The organism is Actinospica durhamensis (genome assembly GCF_018139695.1).
GTDB lineage: Bacteria > Actinomycetota > Actinomycetes > Streptomycetales > Catenulisporaceae > Actinospica > Actinospica durhamensis.
In genome coordinates this window covers 1-20,694 of the sequence record NZ_JAGSOG010000072.1, presented here as the reverse complement: position 1 = coordinate 20,694, position 20,694 = coordinate 1, and the positions used below count along the sequence as shown (strand labels likewise).

Genomic DNA, 20,694 nt, shown 5'->3' with positions numbered 1-20,694 from the left:
CCGCGCGGTTCATCAGTGATCTGGATCAGCGGCGGCAGGCTGATCGTCGTGCAGGGCGGTGCTGAGTGCGTCGATGGCCAGGCGGCGGGCGAGCCCGGTGGCATTGGTATTCCGCAGGTCGTCGAGCATCAGGAAGTCGTGCACTATGCCGAGGACCCGCACCGCGGTGACCTCCACCCCGGCTTCCCGCAGTTTGGCCGCGTACGCCTCGCCCTCGTCACGCAGCGGGTCGGCCTCGTCAGTGATCACGAGGGTCGTCGGCAGCCCGCGCATCTGCTCCAGGCTGGCACGGAGCGGGGCCGCGTGCGGCTCGGCGCGTTGCGCCGGTGAAGCCGTGTACTGATCCCAGAACCACTGCATCGCCTCGCGCGTGTTGTAGTAGTGGTCTGCGAATTGCAGGTAGGAGCCGGTCTCGAAGTTCGCGTCCGTGGTCGGGTAGAGCAGGACCTGAGCCTTGAGGCGCACGTCCCCGCGCTCCTTGGCCATCAGCGCGAGGACCGCGGACATCCCGCCGCCGGAAGAGTCTCCGCAGACCGCGAACCGGGACGCGTCCAGCGCGTGCCGCGAGCCCTCGCGCATGATCCAGCGGGCGACGGCATAGTTCTGCTCGACCTGGGTCGGATACTTCGCCTCGGGCGCCAGATCGTAGACGGGGAAGACCGCCGCCGCACCACTGCCGGCCACGAGTTCGCGCACCAGCCGGTCGTGCGTGCCGCTGCCGCCGAGCACCCAGCCGCCCCCGTGGATGTACATGAACACCGGCAACATCCCGGAGGCGTTCCTCGGCCGAACGATGCGAGCGCGTATGGTTCCCCACTCGCCGGCATCGACCTGGACCCACTCGTCGTCGATCTCGGGCCTGGCCACGCCGTCCCCGGACTGCAGCCGTTCGAAAAGCGCTCTGGCCTGGTCCAACGGCAACTCGTAGACCCGCGGGTGCGGGTCGGCCTGCTCGGCCACCCGCTTCGCGGCCGGCTCCAGAACGGGTGCGGGCGCGGGGAACGCAGCTGCGGCCATCAGACTCTCCTCACGTGCGCTGGACCGGGCCGGACGACAGCCCTCTGCGATAGCCATGCCGCCCTGCCTGACGTGGAGTTACAGCTGGGAGGTGAGCTCGGCCACGATGTCCGCCGCCGGCTGCGACTTCTTCGCGAGCGCGACGCTCTGTCCGGCCCACATCGAGAGCGCTTCGATGTCACCGGTGGTCCCGGCCATGGGCGGCGCCGGCTCGTAGCGCACGATTGGTTCGCCGGAGGCGAAGTGCGCGATCACGTCGCCCGCTCCCGGCCGCTGCGCGAGCGGAGGGGAACCCGCGGCCTGCCACGCGTCGGCGGTCGAGTTGCGCAGCGCGCGGTGGGGAGAGTCAGGCCATCCGACCGAGTACAGGTTGGGGTACCGCTGGGGATCGGTCTCGGCCGCGGCGAGCAGCCGGCGCCGGTAGTCCTCGTGGATCGGCATCTCCTCGGCCAGCAGGAACCGCGTGCCAAGCCACGCGGCCTGGGCACCGAGCGCCAGCACGGCAGCGACTCCCCGGGCGTCACCGATCCCGCCTGCCGCGATCACCGGTACCGGCGCGACCGCGTCCACCACACTCGGCACCAGGGGCAGCGTCGCGATGTTGCCCCATACGTGCCCGCCGGCCTCCCAGCCCTGCGCGACGACCACGTCCACGCCGGACGCGACCGCCCGTCGCGCCTCCTCGGCAGTGCCGACCGTATGGATGACGATCCCCCCGGCGTCGTGGACCTGCTCGGTGTAGCCGCTGGGATCGCCCAAGAAGAACGACACGATCCGCAAGCCGGCCTCAAGGGCCAGGTCGAGGCGACGGTGCCGGTCTTCAGTCAGGACGAGGTTGCCGCAGAACGGCCGCCGGGTCAGTGCCGCCGTCTCACGAACCACCGCTCCGACGTCTTCTGACCAGGTCAGCGTCACCATGCCGAGCGCGCCGGCATTCGAAACCGCCGCGGCCAGCGCGGGAACCGCGAACATGGGCGCCAGGACGATCGGCTGTTCGATGCCGAGCAACTCGCACACCGGCGTGGGCATCGCCTTCACGCCTTGCTCGGCTCGACATACGAGTTCGGCTTCGACCCGGGCGAGCGCCGGTCCCATCCGTGAAACTTCGAGTAGTCTCCAGCGTCCCAGGCTTCGCGCAGCCCCGGGGTGCCCAGATCCCAGTCCGGGCGGATCTCGGCGGTCGCGGCCCGCAGGTCGCGCCACAGGTCGTCGAACGACGGGCGCCCCCAGAACCAGTAGCCGTTGTAGACGCTGTGGATCACCAGTCCCGGCTTGAGGACAAGTGTGTACGGCACCATCGGGTTGTGCTCGGGGTCGGTGTACTCCTGGATGTCCAGATCCTTCTGGACGGTCCGCTCGGGATCGGACAGGAAGGGCCACTGCGCGCCCACCGAGGCGCGAAACTCCTGCAACGTGTGATGGTCGTCGGTGGTGATCGTGGCCACCTGCGTATACGCCACGGCGATCTTCGCGTAGTTCTCAGCGAGCTCCAGATGCTGCCGGTGCTCCTTCGGGCAGTAGTTGCCCCGCGCGAGCGTCAAGATCATCGGATCCCGGCCCTGGAGCTCGCTCAGCGTGCGGCGGGTGCCGGTGTGGTCGGGCAGCGCAAAGTCGGGGAACGTCCCACCGGGGACGATGTCGGAACGCACGAGATGACCGCCTCTCCGTCGGCGCCGCCGATGCGACCTGCCCGGCGCACGCGCCTGCTTGCCACAAGTCAACACCTGGTTGTTTGTGGAGGCACCTGGGCGGCGGGCCAAGCGGCTTGCCGTCCGCGCGCAGCCGGCGGACCGTGCGCCGGCAGCCGGTTTCGGACCGGGACGGCACCTTCACCTGGACGGCGGTTCGCGGGCCTCGACGTGAATGCCGCGCCCTCATGTCCCCGTTCGCTCTTGGGCCGCGTGGTGCGGTGTGTCGCACGGCGAGGGTGCGGATGCACTGGCTAGCATCAGTCTCGAGCCCGGTCGTCAGTAGGGTGAGACAAGCTAGTTGAGGTGTCAGATGGTCGAGTTCCCGCCGCCCCTCGAGGGGATTCTGCTGGGACACTTCATTGTCTCGGACGATGTCGAGCGCTCTCGACGCTTCTATACCGACGTACTCGGCGGCACCACGATTTTCGAAGGAGTGCCGACCGTCGTCGCCCTTTCCAACTCCTGGATCGTCATCAACGCCGGTGGTGGTCCGACCGACGACAAGCCGTCGGTCACCCTGGAGAGCCCGCGCGATCCCGACCGGGTCAGTAGCTTCCTCAATTTCCGGGTCAGAGACATCCACGCCGTGTACGCGCAGTGGAGCGCGCGGGGCGCCGAGTTCCTGACGCCGCCGAAGCAGCACGCGTACGAGATCCGCTGCTACGTCCGTGATCCCGACGGCCACCTGATCGAAGTGGGGCAGACCACCGACCCAAAGGGAGACTGGTCGCCCGCTCACTGGCCGCCGAATACGCGCACCGACGACTCGGAGTGAGAAGCGGGGGCCGCCCTTCAACGCCTATCTGGTTGGGCGCGGCGCGGGGGAGGGGATCATCGGAGATCCTGCACTCTGACGGTGGTCAGAGCGCAGGACACTGAAAGAACTACGGAAGCATTCCCGCATCGATCCACGCGCGCAGGAGAGTGACCTGCCCCTGCGGCCACGCCGCGTCCTCATTCGGCGGCGGCATACGCTTCGCCGCGATCGAGTCGTAGACACGCTCGGCGTTTTCGCTCACCGACATGTACGCATACTGGTCGAGGTGAATTCCGGCCTTCCCCATGTGATCGATATCGATCGGCCGGAACAGGGGGAGGATGTCGCGCGCGAATCCGGGCGCCGCATTCGTCATTGCTTCCGTCATGGGTGATCCTCTTGATTCGTGCTCTCCAGAGCAGGTGGTGGAAAAACCATATCCGGCCGTAGATCACCGTGGATCATCAGGTCCCTCCGGAATCGGGCAAAGGCACCCGGTTGGCGCAATGGGATTCGCGGGAAGTGATCACGCCGGGCGCGGGAAGGCTCTCATAGATCTGGCCGTATTTCGGACCTGCTCACGTGGGGGCTCTGCTCTGCCGTGGTGCGGAAGATCGCCCGAGGTTATGCTCGCCGGAGCGAGAACGCACGAACCCGCGAGTACCTGGGAGACGGCATGAACGCACAGCAGGGAATCGACCCGAGTGTCGCGCCGAGCGGAACCGGGTGTGTCGAATGCGACAATGCCGGCGGATGGTGGATCCACCTGCGGCGTTGCGCGCAGTGCGGACACATCGGCTGCTGTGACGACTCGCCGTCGAAGCACGCGACGGCGCACTCGAAGACGACCGGGCACCCGTTGATCCGCAGCTTCGAGCCCGGCGAGGAGTGGTTCTGGAACTACGAGACCTCCCAGACGTACGAATCCGGCCCCGCGCTCGCTCCGCCTGAGAACCACCCCCTCGACCAGCCGGTGCCCGGGCCGGCGGGCCGCGTGCCGACGAACTGGCAAGAACTGCTGGGCTGACGGGTCCAGGATGACTGCTCTCGATCCGCCTGACGAAGCCCGTCCCTCCGTGCCCCCGGCACAGTGGGCGCGGTTGCTGGAGTACGCCGACGCGCCCGAATCGGTGCCGGAGGGCACCTGGCTTTACCAGCCGGGGGACCAGGCCATCGACATGATCCTGGTCGAGCAGGGCGAGGTCCTCATCTGCAGGCCGCCGATGCCCGGCGACGACGAGTGCGTCGTGATCGCCTCGTTCGGAGCGCGCGAGTTCACCGGCGAGTTGAGCTTGTTGACCGGCCAGAACGCCGCCGTCGGCGCGCGCGGCGGCGCGGGCGCGGTGGTACGCAGGCTCGGCCCCGCCCCCCTGCGCACGGTGATGCAGCAAGAGCCCGAGATCTCCGACCTGTTGCTCCGGACTCTGATCGCGCGGCGCCGATACATGCAATCGGGCGACGGAGCGCGGAGCCTGGAGCTGGTCGGGGGCGCGCGGTCGGCCGACGCGTTGGCACTGCGCACGTATGTCGCCCGGCAGCAGCTGCCGCACACCTGGACCGACGCCGACAGCCCGGCAGGTGCCGCGATGCTGCGCGCGGTCGGCGCGGAGCCGGCCGCTCTGCCGATCGCCATCACGGGTAGCCGCGTGCTGCTCAACGCCACGGCGGGACTGCTCGCCGAGCACCTCGGCCTGTCTTACCGGCCGCCGTCCGACCAGCACACGGTCGACCTCGTCGTCATCGGCGCCGGGCCCGCGGGACTGGCGGCCGCGGTCTACGGCGCGTCGGAGGGGCTCGACACTCTGGTTCTCGAGGCCTCGGCCGCCGGAGGCCAGGCTGCCGCCAGCTCCCGGATCGAGAACTACCTCGGTTTCACCTCGGGCATCAGCGGTGGCGAACTGACGGCGCGGGCAGCCGTGCAAGCGGAGAAATTCGGCGCCCGGATAGCCTCCCCCTGTCCGGTCGCGAAACTGGAGCCGCGCGGCGACGTGATCGGCTTGGTCTTGTTCGACGGCACCGAACTGACGTCTCGGGCCGTCGTGATCGCCACCGGCGCCCAGTACCGCTCCCTGCCGCTCGAGCGCTGGGCCGACTTCGAGGGCGCGGGAATCTACTACGCGGCCACCCAGATCGAGGTGCGCGCGTGCGCGCAGAGCCCCGTCGCCGTCGTGGGCGGGGCGAACTCCGCAGGTCAGGCCGCCTTGTACCTTGCCGAAAGCGGTAGCGCGGTGTCACTCGTGGTGCGCGGCGAGGACCTGCGGGCCGACATGTCGGCGTATCTGGCCGACCGGGTCCTGGCTCATTCCGGGATCACCGTGCGGACCGGCACCCAGATCTCGGCGCTGCACGGCACGGACCATCTCGAGGGGATCTCGCTCGACGCGGGCACGGGCGCTCCCGAGTCCGTGGCGTGCATGGGCCTTTTCTGCTTCATCGGCGCCGCCCCCGCCACCGAGTGGCTCGAAGGACTGGCGGTCGATGAGAAGGGCTTCCTGCGCACCGACGCCCGGTTGCTCGACTCCGAGCTCACCGGCACCTGGGCTGGTCTCGGCCGGAGCCCGCTGCCCTTCGAGACGAGCGAGCCACGGGTGTTCGCCGCGGGCGACGTGCGCTCCGGGTCGATGAAGCGCGTGGCGGCTGCGGTGGGCGAAGGCGCGAGCGCCGTCAGCTCGGTCCATCACGCCCTCGGCCAGTGAAAAGGTGCCCCTCTCGCGCGTGATGCCGAGGGCCTTCTTCTCCGAAAATCACAGTATATTGACTCGCTTGGCGTGATCGAGTCCATCAGGTCACGTCTTTGATCCGCGGAATTATAGGGCCGAAGCGCGAGACTATAGCACGCGAAGCCCTGTATGATAGAGATCTTAACCGGTTCTGAACTGGTCATCTGCGATTTCAGAGTACTGGTGACAATCACCCACCTCCATAGTGACTATTGCCGGGCTCTACGCAGGCACAGATTAATAAAGAATTCATCGTGGCAGATTCTTGCAAGGCGGTCGTTTTGCGGGATCCTACGGGCGACGATGGTCACCTGGACCTCGCATGAGACCCACCGTGCGGAGGCTCGATGAAAAACTGGAGAAGGAGAACGCTCGGCATCACCGTGCTGGCCGGTATCACGATCACCGGAATCAGCTCGATGAGCTGGGCGGACGGAGCCGGTGCACGCCCGAAGTCGGGCGTCGGCTCCTGCACCCTGATCGGCTGGAACCCCAGCACCGATCTCGCCAACGCCAAGAACCTGCCGGTCGGACACCGTCCGCAGACCTACCGGCCGGACGACTTCGACTGCTCGGGCGCGGTCTTCGCCGCGCCGGGCGTGGAGTTCTCGAAGTTTCCGCAACCGAAGAACTTCAAGATCACCGACAAGAACGTCACCGAGGAGATCGACGGCAAGCAGACCGTGGTCGGCAAGCCCGCCGCCGCGGTCAACCCGCTCTCGCCGTACTTCCCGCCGTTCCAGCACTTCGTGATCATCTACCGCGAGAACCACACCTTCGACGACTACCTCGGCGACTGCGCCACCACGGTCGCCGCCGGCTGCAACGGCGAGGTGGAGTCCACCAACAACATCAGCTCCGTCCCGGACCTGCACGCGCTGGCCAAGCAGTACGCGCTGTCCGACTCCTACAGCACCGGGACGCAGCCGCCGTCCGGCCCCAACCACTGGTTCCTGATGTCCGGCCAGTCCTCGTCCAGCAACCAGCAGCAGTCGTACCCGTCCGCGACCGGGACGCAGTTCGACCGCTTCCTGTCCGGCGACAACGGCCCGACCGACGAGGGCGCCAGCGCGTGTACGCCCCCGACCGGCACGAGCAGCGGCAGCAGCCCGTACACGTTCATCATGAACGGCGACTTCTACTGGATGCTCAGCAGCGGCAGCGGCTACTGGAAGAACCCGGCGGACGGCAAGGTGGAGGTGCTCCCGCCCGACCGCCCGGGAACGACCATCCCCGAAGAACTGCACTACAACGAGTACACGTGCTCGAACCAGAGCCTGCCCGACAGCACCATCGCCAACGACTACATCAACTTCGTCAACACCGACGGCCTGCCGGCCTACAGCTACGTCGAGCTCTTCAACGACCACCCCGGGACCTACCAGGACATCCCGGGCAACGACACGGCGACGAACAACGTCGTCAACGCGATCGAGAACAACGCGACGTACAAGAACAACACGCTCATCATCGTCACCGAGGACGACACGCAGAACGGCAACAACGGCCCGGACCACGTGTCCAACACCTACCGCGTGCCGCTGGTCGTCATCGGTCCGTCGCAGTACGTCAAGCAGCACTACCTGAGCCACGTGGCGTACACCACCAGCAACGTGATCGCCGCGATGGAACGCACGATGGAGAACGTGAAGTCGGGCATCATCGACCCGAACGACAACCTCGGGCTCAACACCTTCCCGATGACCACCAACGACCAGGCCGCCCTCGGCGACCCGTTGGAGGACTTCTGGGTCCAGGGCGCGACACCGCTCTCGGCCATCGCCACCGGAACCCCGGCCACCGGCAACGCGCCCTTGTCGGTGAGCTTCACGGGCTCGGCCACCGGCGGCACGGCGCCGTACACCTACAGCTGGGCCTTCGGCGACGGCACCACGAGCACGACGCAGAACCCGAGCCACACCTACGCCTCCGCGGGGACCTATACCGCGACGCTCACCGTGACCGACAGTTCGTCTCCGGCCAAAACGGCCACCTCGACGGTCACCACGAACGTCAGCGCCGTGGGCAACCCGCTCGCGGCCTCGGCCGCGGCGTCACCGACATCCGGTCAGATCCCGTTGGCCGTGAACTTCACCGGAACGGCCACCGGAGGCAAACCGGCGTACTCGTACAGCTGGGCCTTCGGCGACGGCACCACGAGCACGACGCAGAACCCCACCCACACCTACTCCACCGTCGGGACCTATACCGCGACGCTCACCGTGACCGACAGCTCGTCACCAACGCTGTCCGCCACCTCGACCGTGACGGTCACCGCCGACCCGGTCGCGGCCACCGCGCCCGGACCGCCGACGAGCCTGACCGCCACGGCGGGCAGCAGTTCGGCCACGCTGAACTGGCAGACGCCCTCGAGCAACGGCGGTGAGGCCATCAACGGATACAAGGTCTACCGCAGCACCTCGAGCGGAACCGAGTCGCCCGTGACCTCCGGCGGTTGCGCGAACCTCGGCGTGGTGAACTCGTGCACGGACACCGGTCTGACCCCTGGTCAGACCTACTACTACGAGGTCGCCGCCACGAACCCGGTCGGCACGAGTCAGCAGAGCAACGAGGCGAGCGCCACCCCGACGGGCGCCGGCGGCTGCCCCGCTGCGCAGTTGCTCGGCAACCCGGGCTTCGAGAACGGCAGCTCCAACCCGGCGCCGTGGACGGTGACCTCGACCCACACCCCACTCAGCGTGATCAGCGACAGCTCTTCCGAGCCGCCGCACACCGGCTCCTGGGCCGCCTGGCTGGACGGCTGGGGCAAGACCACTACCGACACGCTGGCCCAGACGGTGACGCTGCCGACCGGGTGCTCCACCTACGCCTTCAGCTTCTGGCTCCATATCGACACGGCTGAAACCTCCACCACCAAGGCCTACGACACGATGAAGGTCCAGGTGCTCAACAGCTCCGGCACCGTGCTCGCGACCTTGGCCACCTACTCCAACCTCAACCACAACACCGGCTACGCGCAGCACAGCTACGACCTTTCCGCGTACGCCGGACAGACCGTCACCCTCAAGTTCACCGGCGCCGAGGACTACGAGTACCAGACCTCATTCGTCCTCGACGACACGGCGGTCGACGTCGGCTGACGAGCTGACCATGTGACATCAGTGGCCTGATCGATGGTCCCGGGCCGGGTCGGCGTCCGCGCAACGCTGCGCGCGGGACGCCGGCCCGTCCCGGCGCAAACCGCAGACCCACGAGGTCCTGCACCCTTCCCGCCCCCGGGTCCTCGCACGTCCCGCGGGGGAGAGGGCGCGGGCCTCGCAGCCAGATGGAGGAGAGAAGGATGGAAACCGCCGTCGCGGTCAGAGGCCGCGGCATCACCAAGGTCTTCGACGACATCGTCGCGCTCGACCACGTCGACGTGAGCATGTCCCGGGGCCAGATTCACGGATTGGTCGGGCCGAACGGCGCCGGCAAGACCACGCTTCTCGGCCTGCTCCTGGGCTTGGCCGTCGCGGACAAAGGCAGCCTCGAGATCCTCGGCACCCCGGTGGGACGCGCGCTCGCCGCGCCCGACGGCGTCTCCGGGTTCGTCGACGGGCCCGGCCTCTACCCCACCCTCACCGCGAAGCAGAACCTCACGGCACTGCTCGAACTGCGCCCCGGCGACGGCCACACCGCGACCGCCGACGAGGCCCTGGAGCAGGTCGGACTCGGCCACGTCGCCGACGACAAGGTCCGCGGCTTCTCCCTGGGCATGCGGCAGCGGCTCGGGCTGGCGGCGGCGTTGCTGACCAGGCCACGGCTCCTCGTGCTCGACGAGCCGTCCAACGGGCTGGATCCGGCCGGCAAGAAGCTGGTGTACGGAGTTCTGCGCCGTCTCGCGGCCGACGGCGTCACCGTCGTGCTCTCCAGCCACCGGATGGACGACCTGGAGTCGCTGTGCTCCGAGATCACCATCCTGGCCTCAGGGCGGGTGATGTTCTCCGGGCCGCTGAGCAAGCTCTCCAGCGACGACCGAGAACTCGACTACCGGCTGCGCACCTCGGATCCGATCGCCGCTCGCGCCGTCGCGGCCGAGACCCCCGGCGTCGTTGTCGTCGACGGTCCCGAGGCCCCGGTGAGCCCGGACGGCGACATCGTCGTCGTCCGCGCACGGGTGGCGGCTCTGGACACCCTGGTGGCACGCGTCGTGCGCGCGGACATCGCGGTGCGCGAACTGGTGCCCGTCGTCTCGCCGCTGGAAGCCGCGTTCCTCGCCCTCACCGACACCGAGAACTCGGCCGACTCCGCGGATGCCGAGGATGCCGAGGACACAGCGATCGCCGCGAACACCGCGAACACCGAGGAGGAGACCGTCCGATGACCGCGACCGTCGCCGAAGCCCCCGTCGCCCGGTCCGCAACGGCCGCCGCGTTCCCGGCCCCGCTGGCCCGCATCCTGCGCTTCGAACTGATCAAGCAGTTCTCCTCGTGGCGGGTGCGCCTGTTGATCCTGCTCAGCTGGATCGGTCCCGGCCTGGTCGTCTACGCGGTCGACCAGCAGGGCACCCTGCCGTCCGACACCCTCTTCGGCCGGCAGATGCGCGCCACCGGGTGGGCCGGCCCGCTCGTGGTGCTCGGCTTCGCCGGCACCTGGGTGCTGCCGCTGCTCACGTCCGTGGTCGCGGGCGACGTGTTCGCCGCCGAGGACCGGCTCGGGACCTGGCGCCACCTGCTCGTCGCGGTCCGCTCGCACCAGCGGATCTTCACGGCCAAAGCGCTGGCCAGCCTCATGGTGATCCTGCTGGGTGTGGCCGGCCTGGCCGTCTCCGGCGTGCTCGGCGGGCTGGCCGCGGAAGGGAACCAGCCGCTGATCGGCCTGGACGGCCATCTGATGACCGGGGGAGATGCCGGCGGCAGGGTCCTGCTGGCCTGGCTCTGTGTGGTGGCGCCGACCCTCGCCCTGGCGGCGATCGGGCTACTCGGGTCGGTCATCCTGGGCCGGTCCCCGATGGGGCTGTTGCTGCCCGTGCTCGCCGCCCTCGGGATGCAGCTGATGCAGATGCTGCCGCTGCCGGTCGCCCTGCGCCTGGCGCTGCCCGGCTACGCCTTCATCTCCTGGAACGGCCTGTTCACCGATCCCGAACAGGTCGAACCGCTGCTGATCGGCGTCGGGGTCAGCCTGGCCTGGGCGTTGGCCGCGACGGCGCTGGCCCGCCGACTGTTCCTGCGCCGCGACTTCACCAACGTCAACAGCGACGGCGCAGGTCGCAGAGTCCTGGCCTCGGGCGTGCTCCCGCTGGCCGGCCTGCTGGCCGCGACCACCTGGCTCGTCGCCGCGACGGCCACCGGATCGACCGGCTCCGGCATCGACCAGAACGAGCTCCAGCAGTCGTTGGCCACGGCGTTCTCCCAGATCTACCAGTACCAGCAGGCGCAGATGAACCACCCGGCGGTCAACGTGGCGCAACTGAAAACCACCGCACAGTGCATCAAGAGCGAAGGCCTCGGCCCACAGTCGGGCCCCGGCAACGACTGGCGCTGCACCGTCTTCTGGGCGGTCCCCGGCGACAACGTCACCGCCCAGGCCATCTACCAGCTCGACGTCACCCCGAACGGCCGGTACATCGCCGACGGCGACGGACCGGTGGAGGTCAACGGCTACTTCCTGATCGACAGGTCCGGAACCGTCACCCCGAACCCACTGTGGCAGTTCGACGGCAACGTCGACCTCCTCAGCGGCCGCTGACCGGCAACCCGCAGGTACTGAGAACCCGCAGATCCGAAGCAGGGCCCGCCAGGACGCGTCCAGTCCTGGCGGCCAGACCCAAGCCGCTGAGGCCTGTTCGCAGATGTCATGCATCGTCTGAGGCCGCACACCGCGAACGCGACAGCGCGGGCAAGCGTTGCTCCGGAACCGGGCCGCGATCGGAAGTTCCGTCAGCGGCGGCCGGTGGCCAGGATGAGGAGGAACTGGCCGCCGCCCGCCTCGATGCCGGCGGTCACCGGCAGTCCGGGTACCAGTCGGGAGAACCGGTCCGTCAGCCAGTCCGCCGCTTCCTGGGCGTCCTGCCTGGTCGGACAGCGGCCCACGATCTCGCGGCCGCCCTTGCGCTCGAGCCTGTCGGCGACGGTGATCAGCGGCGCGGGTTCGCCCACGTACAGGCGGTCCGGCCAGGCGACGACGACCTTGACCGCGCCTTTGCGGCTGTTGCACCCGCGGTGCGCGAGCCGCTCAGTGACCTTGGCTTTCCGGTCGGCGGTCCGGCTGTCGACACTGGGCCCTCGCGGGTCGTTCACCGACATGTCGGGGTCGACCGGTTCGTCGCACACCCAGCATCGCCAGCCGTCGCGCTCGGCTACATCATCAAGGAGACTCACCCGAGCAGACTAGCCTGCCCGGCCGCCACCCCCTGCGCATCGATCATCTCGTCAGTGGTAGACGGCCGCCAGCACCGCGCGGGCCAGCGCGATCGAGGCGTCCTCGGACACCGAGGACCCGCTGACCGTCACCGAGATGTCGGCCACGGTGCTCGCCTGGATCTGGACGAGCGAGACGACGTCGATGGTCTCTCCCTCCAGCGTGGTCGAGCCGACCTGCGCGGCACTGCCCAGGCCCGGCACATCACGCTGCGTCAGAAGCATGTCTTTGTCCTGGGCCAGCTTGTTCTCGGCGAGGTACTGCACCGCGGTGGCCCCTGCCCGCGTCGGCTCGAGGCCGATGGCGACGAGCACGGTCGTGCCCTGCGCGGTGCCCGTGTACATGCAGCCGCGCGCCTCGTTCGCCGAGGCTGTCAGGTTCATCTGGATCGACTGCGCCTGCGAGACGTCCCGCCCGCTCAGGTGCGCCACCGTCTTCGCCGACAGCACGCAGCCGGTGGAGACGGAGATGAAAGCGGGCGTGTGGCTCTTGCTCGAAACGTCCGTGGCCGCCGGCCCCGTCGGCGCCTTGCCGCCGCTCTGGCCCGCGCTCCCGCACGCACACGCCGTGGCGAGCACCGCGGCGGCGAGCGCGGCCTGCGGCCAGTTCGTCATCCTCTGCATCATGGCCCTCCCCTTCCGTCCCTCGCCGGCATCCGTCGCGCCGGCGAAGACTCGACAAATCTTCCCAATCAGGCTAAGTAGCCTGAGAAGCATGGAAACACGGAAAAGCAGGGACCGGTCCCTGGTGGACGGCGGCCGCGCGCTTATGTCACTCCCGCTTCCGCGAGAGACCACGAGAAAGCGAGCCGCGGTCAGCCCGAGCGTGAGCTGTCGAAGTCGTAGACGCGCCGCTCTTGGCCGTCGATCAGTACGTAATCGCCGGTGAGGTGGAACCGAACGAGAGTGCCGCCTGCAGCTTCGCGCTCGATCACGGCTGCGGCCTCGCCTTCATCTACGAGTCGCGCGTTCGCATCGCCAACCAGTTCCGGGCCTCCTCTCAGGAAGACCGGGAAGACGGCGCTGACCTCGCGGGGTACGTCGCGGAAAGTGTGGTTCGGGGAGTGGGAGTGGCGCATGATTCGCCTCCTGCACCGCGATGGGTTCGGCTGTGGGCCCGTCGGGGGTCGCACGGCAGCTAGGCCCAGAACGTGCCCGGGCGCGGCGAGCCTGTCGGCGGGCCTGACTCACTGCCCTCGCGTGCGCCGCCGGGCCAGCCTCTACGTCCATTATGCCCCGAGTGGTACGCATGTGGCGGGTCGAACGCCGCCGCCGAGGTGCTCTGCGCGCGCATCGAGCCGGGCCAGGCTGCTTCCCGTTCCGTCGGGGGGCGCGCGCAGCCCGGCTTAAAGCCGAATCACGATCAGGGCGATGTCGTCGCGGCTGCCGCCGTCGACGCCCAGATCGCCGAGCAGGGCGTCGGCCAGGTCCTGGGGATCATGAGCGGTGTAGCGTCCGAGTGCACCGGTCAGGCGGGCCAGGCCCTCGTCGATGTCCTCGCCGCGCCGCTCGATCAGGCCGTCGGTGTAGAGCACGAGGGTGTCGCCCGGGGTGTAGTGCGGGCCCGCCTGGGGGCGGGGCACGTGATCGGGACGGGCGCCGAGCGGCGGGTCGGTGGCCATGTCGAGCAGGTCGCAGCTGCCGTCGGGGTGTAGCAAGATCGGCGGCGGATGGCCGGCGCTGCTGTAGATGATCAGCTGGCTCCGCGGGTCGATCATGGTGTTGACGACGGTGGTGTTCAGCGCCTCCTCGACCGAGCGGGCGTAGAGGCCGAGTACCTCCAGGGCCTGGGCCGGGCGCTCGAGAGTGCGGATCGCGGCGCTCAGCGCGCTGCGGAGCATACCCATCACGGACGCGGCTTCCAGGCCGTGCCCGACGACGTCGCCGACTGCGGCGGCGAACCGGCCATCGGGCAGATCCACCACGTCGTACCAGTCGCCGCACACGTTGAGCGATCCGGTCGCCTGCAGGTAGCGCACGGCGACGTCGTCGTGGTGGGCCAGGTCCGGCGCCTGCAGCATCGCCGCCTGCGAGGTCACCGCGACCTGCCGCTCGCGTGCGTGGGCCTCGCGCAACTCCTCGTTGAGCTGTTCGAGCTGACGTGCCCGCGCGTAGAGCTCGGCCTCGAGCGCCTCGCGTTCGACCAGGTTTCGTCTCCTGCGGTCGGGACGGTGCTTGACGTAGGCCGTGACGTCCTCCACCCGGTGGATGATCCACGCGACCGTGCCGTCGGCCGCGAGGATCGGGGTGTTGATCGGTGACCACCAGCGCTCCTCGAACGAGCCGGGCCGGTCGGGGATCGGGACGTGGTACCGCTGCACCGCCATCGCCTCCGGGCTCCGACTCGCCAGGACCCGCTGCAGTGAGGCGTTCAGGTTGCGTACCGCCTCGTCATCCGGCTCGGCGGGGTTGTCCGGGACTGCGTCGAAGACGCGCCGGCCGATCAGCTCGTCGCGCTCACGGCGGGTGGCATCCGGGTATGCGCTGTTGACCTCCACGATGACGAAGGCAGGGTTGAGCACCAGGTAGGGGCTTGGTGTGGCGGCGAACAGCGCCGCGTAGTCCAGTTCAGTCATCGCCCGTACGCCTGATCCCGTCGTCGCGTCTGCTTTCGACTCCACGCTACGAGCAAGGCGGCCGGCTTGCCTGTTCACAGGACGCGCGGCCCTGTTCACAGGACGACGGCGTCGGCGCCCTGGTGCCGCTCGCGCCCTGTGGGCCTCGGCCTCCTGGTTCCGAAACCAGGGCTCTGCGGTGATTGTTGGGCCGGGGCAATTGACAACGATGTCACAGCATGTCTCAATACTCCACAGTTCCGGACATTATCCGACCCACGGACTACCCACGCCCGGTGCCTCGGCGCACCCTGTCGAGCGCTGGGCTGAGCAGCTCGAAACGTGAAGGAAGCAATCATGGCTTCAGTTCACCGGCGAAGGCTGTGGCAACAGTCTGCTATCGCCATCCTCGCGCTCCTCTGCTCGATGCTTTACGTGTTCGGCGGTGCGACGGCGCAGGCCGCCGCCGCGACCACCATCGCCGTCAACGGTTCCAGTGCCGGGCGCACCTTCGACGGGATCGGCGCGATCAGCGGGGGCGGGGGCAACTCGCGCCTGCTGATCGACTATCCCGCCGCGCAGCAGTCGCAGATCCTGGATTACCTGTTCAAGCCGGATTACGGCGCGAACCTGCAGATCCTGAAGGTGGAGATCGGCGGGGACGCGAACTCGACCGACGGTGCCGAACCCTCGATCGAGCACACGGCGGGCAACGTCCAGTGCAACACCGGGTACGAGTTCTGGCTGATGGAGCAGGCCAAGGCGCGAAACCCCGACATCAAGCTCTACGGCCTGGCCTGGGCCGCGCCGGGGTGGATCGGCGGTGGGAACTTCTGGTCCACCGATATGATCGATTATCTGATCTCCTGGCTCGGGTGCGCCAAGGCCGACGGGCTGAGCATCGACTACCTCGGCGGCTGGAACGAGCGCGGCTACGACATCTCCTGGTATGAGCAGCTGCGCACCGCCCTGAACAACGCCGGGTACGGCTCGACCGAGATCGTCGGCGCGGATTCCGACTGGTCGGTGGCCGCCGACATCGCGGACAACTCCGCCTTCGCGAGCGCCGTGCAGATCATCGGCACGCACTACCCGTGTCAGGGCGGGGACGGCGGCAACGCGGACACCTGCCCGGGCAACGCCACCGCCGAGGGCACCGGGAAGCCGTTGTGGGCGAGTGAGAACGGGTCGCAGGATATGAACTCGGGTGCGCCGGCGCTGATCCGCTCGATCACGCGCGGGTACACGGATGCGGAGATGACGGCGTACATCAACTGGCCGCTGATCGCCGCGATCACCCCGAACCTGCCGTACCCGACCGACGGGATGATGACCGCGAGCCAGCCGTGGTCCGGGAACTACAGCGTCGGCGAGTCCACGTGGGCGACGGCTCAGGTCACCCAGTTCACCCAGCCCGGCTGGCAGTTCCTGAACTCCGGCTCGGGCTACCTCGGCGGCAGCGAGCAGAACGGCACCTACGTCTCCCTCAAGTCGACGAACAACAGCGACTACTCCACGATCATCGAGACCACCACCGCCACCGCGGCCCAGAACGTCACCCTGAACGTCTCCGGGGGGCTTTCCACCGGCACGGTGCACGTGTGGTCGACCGACGTTGACTCGCCGAGTTCGGCCACTGACTTCGTGCACAGCCAGGACATCACCCCGTCGAACGGCTCCTACTCGTTCACTGCTCAGCCCGGGTACATCTACACGGTGACGACGGCCACGGGTCAGGGCAAGGGCGCCGCGGCCAGTCCGGCCTCGGCCGCCCTCCCGCTTCCGTACGCGGACGGCTACGAGGCGGACGCCACCGGCAGTGAGCCCAAGTACCTCGAGACGATGCAGGGCGCTTATCAGGTCGAGCCGTGCGCGAACGGCCGTTCCGGGCAGTGCGTGGAGCAGATGGCCCCGATCAAGCCGATCGAGTGGCAGAACGACTCGGACGCCTTCGCGCTCGTGGGTGATACGAGTTGGTCGAACTACACGGTCAGCACGGACGTCGATCTCGAACAGGCGGGTACTGCGGAGATCTACGGCCGTGCCAACACGCAGGACCGGCCGCAGTCCGATCAGGCCGCTTATCTACTGCGCGCCTCGAACACCGGGGCGTGGTCGATAGACCGCAGCGACACCGGCGGCACCATCACCACCCTGACCAGCGGCACCGTGAACGCACTGGGCACCGGCACCTGGCACACGCTCGCGCTCACGATGCAGGGCTCGAAAATCAGTGCATCGATCGACGGGACAGCCGTCGGCTCGGTGACCGACAGCACCTACACCTCCGGCCAGGCGGGCATCGGCGTGGTCGGATACCAGACCGACCAGTTCGACAACCTCGACATCACTCCCGGCACCGGAGGCATCGGCACCTACGCGGCCGGCGCGATCTCCTCCGGCATGTCCGGCATGTGCCTGGACGACGCGAACGACGGCACCGCCAACGGCAACAAGGTCGACATCTACACGTGCAACGGCACTGCCGCCCAAGTGTGGCAGTACTCGAACGGCACGCTGCAGAACAACGGCAGCTGCCTTGACGTCGTGGGCAACAGCTCCACGGCCGACGGCACGCTCGTCGACCTGTGGAGCTGCAACGGCGGCGCCAACCAGCAGTGGAACGTCGTCAACGGCACGCTGGTCAATCCGCAGTCGGGCAAGTGCCTTGACGATCCCGGATTCAGCAGTACGCCCGGCACGCAGCTGGACATCTGGGACTGCAACGGCGGAGCCAACCAGGCCTGGACCATGCCTCCGGTCGTCGGCCCGGTCACCGTCGCCACCAACGGCATGTGCCTGGATGACGCGAACGACAGCACCGCCGACGGCAACAAGGTCGACATCTGGGGCTGCAACGCCAGTTCCGCACAGCAATGGGAGCTGAGCGGCAACACCCTGCGGAACAACGGCAAGTGCCTCGACGTGGCCGGAGGCGCCACCGCCGACGGCACCCTCGCCGAGCTCTACACCTGCAACGGCACCGGCGCGCAGACCTGGCAGCCGCAGTCCGACGGCGAACTGATCAACCCGCAGTCCGGCAAGTGTTTGGACGACCCGGGATTCAGCAGCACGGCGGGCACGCAGCTGGAAATCTGGGACTGCAACGACGGCAGCAACCAGCAGTGGACGCTGCCCACTGTCTGAGCCGGCCCGCGTACGAAAGGCCCGGTCGCCGAGGGCGTGATCCGCTTCTCGGCGGCCGGGGCAGGTTGGGTGCCGCGATGCGACCCAAGTCCATGTCCGGCCGTCGGCCGACCGTTGTCACGAATCCGCATACATCTGATGCGTCGTCAGCAGAGCGGGTAGCGTTCCTATTGCCGCAAAGCCCCGGCGTAGTGACCGCCCGTCGCGAGAGAAACCGGGGACCAGCGTGTGCAAGGGGAGAGCACCACTGATTCCGTGAACGGTCAGCTGAGCAATGATCGAGACTTGTGGATCGGTCTGGACGGAAGGCGTACCTTCCCGAGGGATCGATGAGTCTCGAGACTGGCCGGCGTTGGCGCGCCGGTCGGGAAGGTACGCCTGGTGTTGACGGTAGTGGCTGAGAACGGTTCGATGCGAGACGGGGTCTCGCTGCTCGATGACGTGGTGCGGGAAGGAGCGCGCCGGATGCTGGCCGCTGCGCTGGAAGCCGAGGTCGACGCGTACCTGGCCGACTTGACAGAGCAGCGCGACCAGGACGGCCGGCGCCTGGTGGTGCGCAACGGGTACCACCGGCCGCGGCAGGTGGCCACCAGTTCCGGCGCGATCGAGGTCAAAGCCCCACGGGTGAACGACAAGCGGACCGACCCGGACACCGGGGAGCGCAAGCGGTTCTCCTCGGCGATCTTGCCGCCGTGGGCGCGCAAGTCCCCGAGGATCGCGGAGGTGCTGCCGCTGCTGTACCTGCACGGCCTGTCCACCGGGGACTTCGTCCCGGCGCTCGAGCAGTTCCTCGGCTCGGCCGCCGGCCTCTCCCCGGCCAGCGTGACCCGGCTGACCGTGCAGTGGCAGGCGGACCACGCCGCGTTTCTAGAGCGCGACCTGTCCGAGGTCGACTACGTGTATGTCTGGGCAGACGGCGTTCACCTGCGCATACGCCTGGGCGAGGGCAAAGCCTGCGTGCTGGTGCTGATCGGGGTGCGCGCCGACGGTACCAAGGAACTGATCGCGATGGACGAGGGCTACCGTGAATCCGGCGAATCCTGGGCCGCTCTCCTGCGCGACTGCGCCCGGCGCGGGATGCGCGCCCCTGTCCTGGCGGTGGGCGACGGGGCGTTGGGGTTCTGGAACGGGCTGCGCGAGGTGTTCCCCGACACGCGTGAGCAGCGCTGCTGGGTACATAAAACAGCGAACATACTGGACGCGCTCCCCAAGTCCGCGCAGCCGGCGGCGAAGAAGGCCCTGGCGGAGATCTGGGGCGCCGAGGACAAGGACCACGCCCAGGCCGCGATCCGCGCGTTCGACAAGGCGTACGGCGCGAAGTTCCCCAAGGCCGTCAAGAAAGTCACCGACGACGAGGACGTGCTGCTGGCGTACTATGACTACCCCGCGGAGCACTGGATCCACCTGCGCACCACGAACCCCATCGAGTCCACGTTCGCCACCGTCAGGCTGCGCACCAAGGTGACCCGGGGCGCAGGATCCCGCGCCGCCGGACTGGCCATGACCTTCAAGCTCATCGAGTCCGCCCAGGCGCGCTGGCGCGCGGTGAACGCGCCCCAGCTCGTCGCCCTGGTGCGCGCCGGAGCCCGCTTCGAGCGCGGCGTGCTCGTCGAGCGCGAACCGCAACGAGCCGCCTGACAGGAGAAGGGTCCACCATGCCAGAGCTCACCGACGCGCCCACGGCGTTCGTCCGGGCGTACGAGAAGACCACCAACAGCCACGACATCACCCAGCTCGCGCCGCTCATCGCCCCCGACGCCGTCTACTGGCTCTCCGACGGATCACACCGCGGCCGCGACGCCGTCCTGGCCGCCATCGCCGAGACCTTCGCCACCATCCACGACGAGGTCTACCGGATCGAGGACCTGGAGTGGATCGCCGTCGACCGCGATCACGCGGTCTGCCGCTACCGCTTCGCCTGGACCGGAACCGTCAACGGACAACCGAGGTCAGGTGCCGGACGAGGGACCAACGTTCTCGTCAAGGCCGACGGCACCTGGCGGATGCTTCACGAGCACCTCAGCGCGTAACAGTCGGGGCACTTATGGAGCACCAGCGCACCTTTCTTGCTTCCGCGGATCGTTGCTTCACGGTGGTGAGGCTCGTGGATCACAGAGCCATGTCCGCGGCGTGTGGGGCCTGCGGGTGGTACGCGCGTTGGCGCTCGACCGGGCTGCGTTCGAACGGGCCGTTGCCATTGACGACCTCACCGACCGCGAGCGTCAGGCCGTGTGCAGTGCCGCGGCCCTTGAGCACTGCGCCGCGCAGGTCCGGATCCGGGCAGGTGTAGTCGCCGCCCGCGGCCAGGCGCACCGCCCGCGCGCTGATCGCCCCGAGGATCTGCGAGCCGTCTTCGAGCACACAGCCGTCGCCGAGGGTCGCGCCGTCACAGATGCGCGTGCGGTCCGCGATGCGCACGCCCGTCCCGGCCCCGTCAGCAGCGATGCG

General features: G+C 68.5%; 17 protein-coding genes and 1 pseudogene. 9 read left to right on the top strand and 9 right to left on the bottom strand.

Annotation, left to right across the window (positions count from 1 at the left end; translation table 11 throughout):
• Positions 1–12: 12 nt before the first annotated feature.
• From KDL01_RS16300 to KDL01_RS16290, 3 genes are all read right to left on the bottom strand, one after another.
• Entirely contained in the window at positions 13–1,017 is a 1,005-nt protein-coding gene (locus KDL01_RS16300) for an alpha/beta hydrolase (RefSeq protein ID WP_212529349.1), read from the bottom strand.
• A 78-nt stretch (positions 1,018–1,095) separates the two neighbouring features.
• Positions 1,096–2,046: an NAD(P)H-dependent flavin oxidoreductase gene (locus tag KDL01_RS16295; RefSeq protein ID WP_212529348.1), complete on the bottom strand. Its 951-nt coding sequence runs from the start codon at positions 2,044–2,046 to the stop codon at positions 1,096–1,098.
• 5 nt (positions 2,047–2,051) lie between these two features.
• Positions 2,052–2,666, bottom strand: a complete 615-nt coding sequence (locus KDL01_RS16290) for a peroxiredoxin family protein (RefSeq protein ID WP_212529347.1) — start codon at positions 2,664–2,666, stop codon at positions 2,052–2,054.
• Positions 2,667–3,018: 352 nt separating this feature from the next.
• Between KDL01_RS16290 and KDL01_RS16285 the strand changes: the two genes are divergently transcribed.
• Positions 3,019–3,483: a VOC family protein gene (locus tag KDL01_RS16285; RefSeq protein WP_212529346.1), complete on the top strand. Its 465-nt coding sequence runs from the start codon at positions 3,019–3,021 to the stop codon at positions 3,481–3,483.
• Between the two features lie 109 nt (positions 3,484–3,592).
• Here KDL01_RS16285 and KDL01_RS16280 read toward each other — a convergent pair whose 3' ends face one another.
• A complete protein-coding gene (locus KDL01_RS16280; protein ID WP_212529345.1) occupies positions 3,593–3,853 on the bottom strand; it encodes a hypothetical protein in 261 nt (86 codons plus the stop codon).
• 288 nt (positions 3,854–4,141) lie between these two features.
• On the opposite strand from KDL01_RS16280, the gene KDL01_RS16275 reads away from it, so the two are divergent.
• From KDL01_RS16275 to KDL01_RS16240, 5 genes are all read left to right on the top strand, one after another.
• Positions 4,142–4,492 carry a UBP-type zinc finger domain-containing protein gene (locus KDL01_RS16275; RefSeq protein WP_212529344.1) on the top strand — a complete coding sequence of 117 codons (351 nt, stop codon included), beginning with the start codon at positions 4,142–4,144 and terminating at the stop codon, positions 4,490–4,492.
• 73 nt (positions 4,493–4,565) lie between these two features.
• Positions 4,566–6,161, top strand: coding sequence for an FAD-dependent oxidoreductase (locus KDL01_RS16270; RefSeq protein WP_212529343.1), 1,596 nt, complete (start codon positions 4,566–4,568; stop codon positions 6,159–6,161).
• A 371-nt stretch (positions 6,162–6,532) separates the two neighbouring features.
• Positions 6,533–9,286 carry a PKD domain-containing protein gene (locus KDL01_RS44575; protein WP_281415437.1) on the top strand — a complete coding sequence of 918 codons (2,754 nt, stop codon included), beginning with the start codon at positions 6,533–6,535 and terminating at the stop codon, positions 9,284–9,286.
• A 200-nt stretch (positions 9,287–9,486) separates the two neighbouring features.
• Positions 9,487–10,509 (top strand): ABC transporter ATP-binding protein, encoded by a 1,023-nt coding sequence (locus KDL01_RS16245; RefSeq protein ID WP_212529342.1) that lies wholly within the window; start codon positions 9,487–9,489, stop codon positions 10,507–10,509.
• Positions 10,506–11,873 carry an ABC transporter permease gene (locus KDL01_RS16240; protein WP_212529341.1) on the top strand — a complete coding sequence of 456 codons (1,368 nt, stop codon included), beginning with the start codon at positions 10,506–10,508 and terminating at the stop codon, positions 11,871–11,873. The genes KDL01_RS16245 and KDL01_RS16240 overlap by 4 nt, the downstream gene beginning before the upstream one ends.
• Positions 11,874–12,064: 191 nt before the next feature.
• On the opposite strand, the gene KDL01_RS16235 is transcribed toward KDL01_RS16240, so the two are convergent.
• The 4 genes from KDL01_RS16235 to KDL01_RS16220 form a co-directional block, all read right to left on the bottom strand.
• On the bottom strand, positions 12,065–12,505 hold the full coding sequence (locus KDL01_RS16235) for a hypothetical protein (protein ID WP_212529340.1): 441 nt from the start codon (positions 12,503–12,505) through the stop codon (positions 12,065–12,067).
• Between the two features lie 51 nt (positions 12,506–12,556).
• Positions 12,557–13,159 (bottom strand): hypothetical protein, encoded by a 603-nt coding sequence (locus tag KDL01_RS16230; RefSeq protein ID WP_212529339.1) that lies wholly within the window; start codon positions 13,157–13,159, stop codon positions 12,557–12,559.
• Positions 13,160–13,359: 200 nt separating this feature from the next.
• On the bottom strand, positions 13,360–13,623 hold the full coding sequence (locus KDL01_RS16225; protein ID WP_212529338.1) for a hypothetical protein: 264 nt from the start codon (positions 13,621–13,623) through the stop codon (positions 13,360–13,362).
• A 267-nt stretch (positions 13,624–13,890) separates the two neighbouring features.
• Positions 13,891–15,120, bottom strand: a complete 1,230-nt coding sequence (locus tag KDL01_RS16220) for a PP2C family protein-serine/threonine phosphatase (RefSeq protein WP_212529337.1) — start codon at positions 15,118–15,120, stop codon at positions 13,891–13,893.
• Positions 15,121–15,456: 336 nt separating this feature from the next.
• Between KDL01_RS16220 and KDL01_RS16215 the strand changes: the two genes are divergently transcribed.
• The 3 genes from KDL01_RS16215 (at position 15,457) to KDL01_RS16205 (ending at position 20,276) form a co-directional block, all read left to right on the top strand.
• Positions 15,457–18,246 carry a ricin-type beta-trefoil lectin domain protein gene (locus KDL01_RS16215; protein WP_212529336.1) on the top strand — a complete coding sequence of 930 codons (2,790 nt, stop codon included), beginning with the start codon at positions 15,457–15,459 and terminating at the stop codon, positions 18,244–18,246.
• Positions 18,247–18,627: 381 nt separating this feature from the next.
• A complete protein-coding gene (locus KDL01_RS16210) occupies positions 18,628–19,884 on the top strand; it encodes an IS256 family transposase (protein ID WP_212529335.1) in 1,257 nt (418 codons plus the stop codon).
• A gap of 17 nt (positions 19,885–19,901) precedes the next feature.
• Positions 19,902–20,276, top strand: coding sequence for a YybH family protein (locus KDL01_RS16205; RefSeq protein ID WP_212529334.1), 375 nt, complete (start codon positions 19,902–19,904; stop codon positions 20,274–20,276).
• Between the two features lie 79 nt (positions 20,277–20,355).
• Here the strand turns inward: KDL01_RS16205 and KDL01_RS16200 are convergent.
• Positions 20,356–20,694 (bottom strand): annotated as a pseudogene (locus KDL01_RS16200) (hypothetical protein); the annotation flags it as partial.

What these genes read in the sequence shown, in the direction of transcription:
- KDL01_RS16275 (WP_212529344.1), top strand. Translation starts at nt 4,142, where the DNA reads ATGAACGCACAGCAGGGAATCGACCCGAGTGTCGCGCCGAGCGGAACC.
- KDL01_RS16230 (WP_212529339.1), bottom strand. Translation starts at nt 13,159, where the DNA reads ATGACGAACTGGCCGCAGGCCGCGCTCGCCGCCGCGGTGCTCGCCACG.
- KDL01_RS16205 (WP_212529334.1), top strand. Translation starts at nt 19,902, where the DNA reads ATGCCAGAGCTCACCGACGCGCCCACGGCGTTCGTCCGGGCGTACGAG.
- KDL01_RS16240 (WP_212529341.1), top strand. Translation starts at nt 10,506, where the DNA reads ATGACCGCGACCGTCGCCGAAGCCCCCGTCGCCCGGTCCGCAACGGCC.
- KDL01_RS16225 (WP_212529338.1), bottom strand. Translation starts at nt 13,623, where the DNA reads ATGCGCCACTCCCACTCCCCGAACCACACTTTCCGCGACGTACCCCGC.
- KDL01_RS16220 (WP_212529337.1), bottom strand. Translation starts at nt 15,120, where the DNA reads ATGACTGAACTGGACTACGCGGCGCTGTTCGCCGCCACACCAAGCCCC.
- KDL01_RS44575 (WP_281415437.1), top strand. Translation starts at nt 6,533, where the DNA reads ATGAAAAACTGGAGAAGGAGAACGCTCGGCATCACCGTGCTGGCCGGT.
- KDL01_RS16285 (WP_212529346.1), top strand. Translation starts at nt 3,019, where the DNA reads ATGGTCGAGTTCCCGCCGCCCCTCGAGGGGATTCTGCTGGGACACTTC.
- KDL01_RS16280 (WP_212529345.1), bottom strand. Translation starts at nt 3,853, where the DNA reads ATGACGGAAGCAATGACGAATGCGGCGCCCGGATTCGCGCGCGACATC.
- KDL01_RS16215 (WP_212529336.1), top strand. Translation starts at nt 15,457, where the DNA reads ATGGCTTCAGTTCACCGGCGAAGGCTGTGGCAACAGTCTGCTATCGCC.
- KDL01_RS16295 (WP_212529348.1), bottom strand. Translation starts at nt 2,046, where the DNA reads ATGCCCACGCCGGTGTGCGAGTTGCTCGGCATCGAACAGCCGATCGTC.
- KDL01_RS16245 (WP_212529342.1), top strand. Translation starts at nt 9,487, where the DNA reads ATGGAAACCGCCGTCGCGGTCAGAGGCCGCGGCATCACCAAGGTCTTC.
- KDL01_RS16300 (WP_212529349.1), bottom strand. Translation starts at nt 1,017, where the DNA reads ATGGCCGCAGCTGCGTTCCCCGCGCCCGCACCCGTTCTGGAGCCGGCC.